The organism is Gordonia jinhuaensis, from assembly GCF_014639795.1.
Classification (GTDB): Bacteria; Actinomycetota; Actinomycetes; order Mycobacteriales; family Mycobacteriaceae; genus Gordonia_B; species Gordonia_B jinhuaensis.
Genome location: NZ_BMGC01000073.1, coordinates 1 through 4336, shown reverse-complemented (window position 1 = coordinate 4336; position 4336 = coordinate 1). Strand labels below are relative to the sequence as shown.

The following is a 4336-nucleotide window of genomic DNA, read 5'->3' as shown; positions in this document are numbered from 1 at the left end:
CGGAATGTGTCGCAACATCCAGATTTCCGGAGACCAGGGGCGTCTCACGTCATCGACACGCCAGCCCGCTGACCAGGCATTGCCCGCTCAAGTTCGAAGAGCCGCTAAACCCAAGCAGCGCAAAGACGATTCTATAGGTAAAACGAAGTTCCTTATGTTTTTTATACCCATCGTACTATGGCATACAGAACTAACTGCTATTACTTCAGCAAATATTGCCGCAGCACTTCAGCTTCATTATTCGCACTATCCCGTGCGCCATATAGTAATGTTACCTTATCGTGCTTGCGCCAATTGCTAATGATTCCGGCAGCTTCGGGGTTCTGCTTTACTTCATCAATATACCGCTTGGTAAATGCCGCAAACTTGGCTGGGTCGTGCGCGAACCACTTGCGCAGGTCGGTGCTGGGTGCAATATCCTTAGCCCATTCGTCCAATGCGGCTCCCTCCTTACTCACGCCGCGCGGCCACAGCCGGTCTACCAGCACGCGGTAGCCGTCATTCGGATTGGCTGGTTCATATATCCGTTTTATAACAAACTGGGTCATACCTCTAGTTTCCTCCTACTTTTTCGATACATATGGATTATTTGTGACATAAAACCGCCGCAGCTCATGCACAGCCTTTGAAATGCCGATGCGCTTGCCGGTAGTAACTGCGCTATCCGGCAGTGCCGGCTTTTTAATTAATTGCACAGGCGGCTCGGCTAAATCATGGCCGCTGTAGCGCCGATCGATATCCAGCGCCGCGCATATTTTACCCGGGCCATTGGTTACATTCACACCCGTCATGCCCCGCCGCGCTTCAATAGCCTCTATTCCCTCCAACGGCTCGACCGCCCGTATCAGCACGCCCGAGCCATACCCTTCCGGCCCGCACACCACATTGCAGCAATGGTGCATACCGTAGGTAAAGTACACATACATATGCCCGGCGCTTTTAAACATCGCGTCATTGCGTCCCGTCCGCCCATTGAATGTATGGCTGGCTTCGTCTCCTTGGTCGTACGCCTCTGTCTCCACAATCCGCACACGAATCTCCCTACCCCCAATTTCTCGCACCAGCTCACAACCCAGCAACCGCCGTGCCGCTACCTCGGCCGGCACATTGAGCCATGCAAAGAAGCCCTGTCGCACGTTGTCTTTGCCGAGGACTTTCGCGAACTTCAGCAGCAGCGATCCGGATCCGACAGCGGGGTCGTAGACCTTGTTCACCTGGGTCTTGCCGACCACGGTGATACGCGCGAGCAGCTCGGAGACTTCCTGCGGCGTGTAGTACTCGCCACCAGACTTGCCCGCACTCGAGGCGTACATCTGCATGAGGTACTCGTAGGCGTCGCCGAAGAGGTCGATCGAGTTGTCTTCGAAGTTCCCCAGCGGCAGGTCACCGATCGCGTCGAGTAGCTTCACGAGTTTCTCGTTGCGCTTGGCGACCGTGTTGCCGAGCTTCGAGCTGTTCACATCAAGGTCGTCGAACAAGCCCTTGAGGTCGTCCTCAGCGTCAGTACCGACCGCGGAGCCTTCGATGTTCTTGAAGACACGGGCGAGGGTCTCGTTGAGGTTCGCGTCGTTGGCAGCACGCCTTCGGACGTTCTGGAACAGCTCGGACGGGAGGATATAGAAACCCTTCTCCTCGACCGTCTCTTTGCGTCCGAACTCCGCTTGCGCATCGCCGAGCTGGGCGTAGTCGAAGCTCGGGTCGCCTGCTTCGCGTTCGCTCTTGTTGATGTAGGCGGTGAGGTTCTCGGAGATGAACCGGTAGAACAGCATGCCGAGCACGTAGGACTTGAAGTCCCAGCCGTCGACGGAGCCGCGGAGGTCGTTCGCGATGCGCCAGATGGTCTTGTGTAGTTCGGCGCGTTGTCCTTCTTTGGTGGTCGGTGCCATGTGTTCGTCTCCTGCGCCTGGGCGCGTCTTAAGTTATGGTTACGGGCTACCCTCACCGTAGCGCCAGGCACTGACATCGGTCGGGTGCCATGCGCGGCATGAGCCTGAGGGGCGATGCAGCCGGGAGCATGTGTCGCGTCGACCGGGCGCTGCGATCTACCTGTGATTATCTCATGACCGGCGGTTTTCGAGAAGACCTTGCCGCCTCGGTCAGGCGTCCCAGCTCCAGGCGAAGCCGTTGAAGAGGCCACCGTGGACGTCGCGCAGGGTGAGGGTCGCGGTGCCGCGGGCGTCGAGCTGGACGCGGTTGTACTCGTTAGCGGCGTGCGGACGGGCGAACGGGCTTGCTCCCTCGAACTTCCAGATACTGGCGGGCTGGTCCCCGATGAACCCGACACGGAGCGTGAACAGCAGTGACCGGTGGTGGAGCGCCCGGCTGGCGAGCGTCATCGGCTCCGGTTCGCTGCCGTCTTCGGGCGGTGTGATGCGGAAGCGCAGGTCGTAGCGTGTCCGGTCTTGCATCGGCTCGGTCGCCGTGCGGGCGGTGTTGAGGTGCCAGAAGTGGTCGTTCCAGCCCGCGCCGTCGATCGGGCGGGTGTTTACCTTGAAGTCGCCCTTACTGCTGGGGGTCACGATGCCGGGATAGGAGCGGCCGATCGTGACGTAGTCGAGTTCGCCTGCCATGTTCGCGAACCCGTAGTGCTCGTAGGTGGCTTGCCAGCGCCGGTTCTCGACGACGATGAGGGTGCTGGTCTCTTCGTAGATGATGCCGCCGTGCATTTCGGGCACGTCGAGCACGAGCGGGGCCTGCGCGTAGCGGCCGGTGACGAGACGGGAGTGCAACGCCTTCAGGGCGGCGGTCTCTCGCGTGCGCACGGTGTCGACCTTCCGTCCGATCTTGTCGCCGTGGATCTGTCGCCGTTGCATCAGCTCGGGCACCTGGTGTGTGTCGGGGCTGAGCGCGAACACGTCGAGCAGCAGGTCTGCTTGCTCGCCGGGCAGGGTGTGGATCGCGAGATGAAGCGGTGCCGGAGGCGTTCGAAGCTGTCCTCGAGGGAGCCGCGGAGGAGTTCGTCGACGATCCCAGCCTGGGCGAGGCGACGTTGAGCGAAGCCCTCGCGTTTGGTCAGCCAGGCGAGCTGCTGGTGAAGGGTGGCGACATCGTCTTCATCGAGTCTCACGCCATCACCTCCGCCTCGCGCCCGTGTTCGCTTCCAACTTTATTCCGAGTTTCAGAGTGCCCTCGGGCGAGTTTCTACGGTCGAAGTGTCTCGGAAATCCGGGGCGGTTCTCTTCAACCGGAAGGACATGCAACATGTCGAGCAATCAGGTGGTGCCGCTGTTCGGTGGGCACACAACCCAGCAGGGGCAGAAGATCACAGGGAGCCTGGTGCGCCAGACCAAACGTGAGGTGGAGCAGGTTGCTGCGTCCACGGAGATCGCGGCGGTGCGGGAGCAGGGGCACGCGTTCCTGGCGTCGCAGGCGATGACGAACGTCGCGACGCTGGTGGCGCAGGCGGAGGCGCAGATGAAGATCGCCCCGGCTGGTGCGCAGTTCTATGAGGCGATCATCGCCGGATACGCCATCGGTGCGGGCCAGCGCATCGCTCGGGGCCTGTGATGGAATCCCTTGCCGCGATCGCGGTTGCCTCGGGAGTCGTTCTCCTGGTCGCGATTACCGCCTTCGTCGCATTGTGTGTGGTCGAAGTGTTGTGGGACGAGTACGAGGCGTGGCAGGAGCGTCGTCGTGCACGGATCGAGGCGGAGCTGGACGCGAAGTCCGAGCAGCTCCGGCAGACGATCCTGTCCCTCGCCGATGACCTCGCGGCCGACCATGATGAGGCTTCCAAGGCGTTGACGCGAGCGATGTTCCTGACGACCGGGCGCACCGATCTCCCTCGCTCGTAGCCCATCAGTAGGCGTACATCGTTGCCTATTTCACAACGACGGCTTTCACCCACCGCCCGCCGTGGCTTACCTCGGTCACTGCTGTGTCGGATCGAGGGGCGGAGCGCTGCGGTGTGGTCTTCACGGTTCGGTCGCCGGAGTGCGCAATGGGCGCTGACACCGCCCAGCTCGACTGCTGCTGGCGGGCCGATCCATCAAATTCTTACCTCTTGAAAGGAGGAGTCTACGTATGAGCATTCATATCAATCACAACCTGCCGGACAAGACGCCGCTGCCGGGGACGTTCCGTGCCGCGCTGTGCGATCCGCCGTGGTCGCTGCAGCAGAAGGGCGACCTCGGCGCGGCCAATCACTACGACCTCATGACCGATGAGCGCATCCTCGGGATGGGCGAGGCCATGCAGGAGATCATGGCGGAGAACTCGTTCTGCTTCCTGTGAGCTTGTCAAGATTTTTGTGTAAGTAGTTGCTCGTGTGGGTTAGAGGTAGGGGTTGATTCGGTCGGGGTAGGCTAGGGCGAGTTGAGCGAGGGCTTGTTTCCAG

7 protein-coding genes are annotated in these 4336 nt (G+C 60.7%); 3 read left to right on the top strand and 4 right to left on the bottom strand.

The window, feature by feature from the left end; all coding sequences use genetic code 11:
- Positions 1 to 200: 200 nt before the first annotated feature.
- The 4 genes from IEW22_RS19555 to IEW22_RS20330 all read right to left on the bottom strand — a co-directional run bounded on the left by IEW22_RS19555 (position 201) and on the right by IEW22_RS20330 (position 3067).
- A complete protein-coding gene (locus tag IEW22_RS19555; RefSeq protein ID WP_188589017.1) occupies positions 201 to 548 on the bottom strand; it encodes a DUF488 domain-containing protein in 348 nt (115 codons plus the stop codon).
- A gap of 15 nt (positions 549 to 563) precedes the next feature.
- On the bottom strand, positions 564 to 1886 hold the full coding sequence (locus tag IEW22_RS19550) for a type I restriction-modification system subunit M (RefSeq protein ID WP_188589015.1): 1323 nt from the start codon (positions 1884 to 1886) through the stop codon (positions 564 to 566).
- A gap of 210 nt (positions 1887 to 2096) precedes the next feature.
- Positions 2097 to 2825: a hypothetical protein gene (locus IEW22_RS19545; protein WP_229742931.1), complete on the bottom strand. Its 729-nt coding sequence runs from the start codon at positions 2823 to 2825 to the stop codon at positions 2097 to 2099.
- Complete coding sequence (locus IEW22_RS20330) at positions 2813 to 3067, bottom strand: hypothetical protein (RefSeq protein WP_229742930.1); 255 nt, start codon at positions 3065 to 3067, stop codon at positions 2813 to 2815. Before IEW22_RS20330 ends, IEW22_RS19545 begins: the two co-directional genes overlap by 13 nt.
- 134 nt (positions 3068 to 3201) lie before the next feature.
- Between IEW22_RS20330 and IEW22_RS19540 the strand changes: the two genes are divergently transcribed.
- The 3 genes from IEW22_RS19540 (at position 3202) to IEW22_RS19530 (ending at position 4233) form a co-directional block, all read left to right on the top strand.
- The gene (locus tag IEW22_RS19540; RefSeq protein ID WP_188589013.1) at positions 3202 to 3507 is read left to right on the top strand and encodes a hypothetical protein; all 306 of its coding nucleotides are present in this window, start codon (positions 3202 to 3204) and stop codon (positions 3505 to 3507) included.
- On the top strand, positions 3507 to 3794 hold the full coding sequence (locus IEW22_RS19535; protein WP_188589011.1) for a hypothetical protein: 288 nt from the start codon (positions 3507 to 3509) through the stop codon (positions 3792 to 3794). Before IEW22_RS19540 ends, IEW22_RS19535 begins: the two co-directional genes overlap by 1 nt.
- Positions 3795 to 4023: 229 nt before the next feature.
- Positions 4024 to 4233: a hypothetical protein gene (locus IEW22_RS19530; protein ID WP_188589009.1), complete on the top strand. Its 210-nt coding sequence runs from the start codon at positions 4024 to 4026 to the stop codon at positions 4231 to 4233.
- Positions 4234 to 4336: the final 103 nt, after the last annotated feature.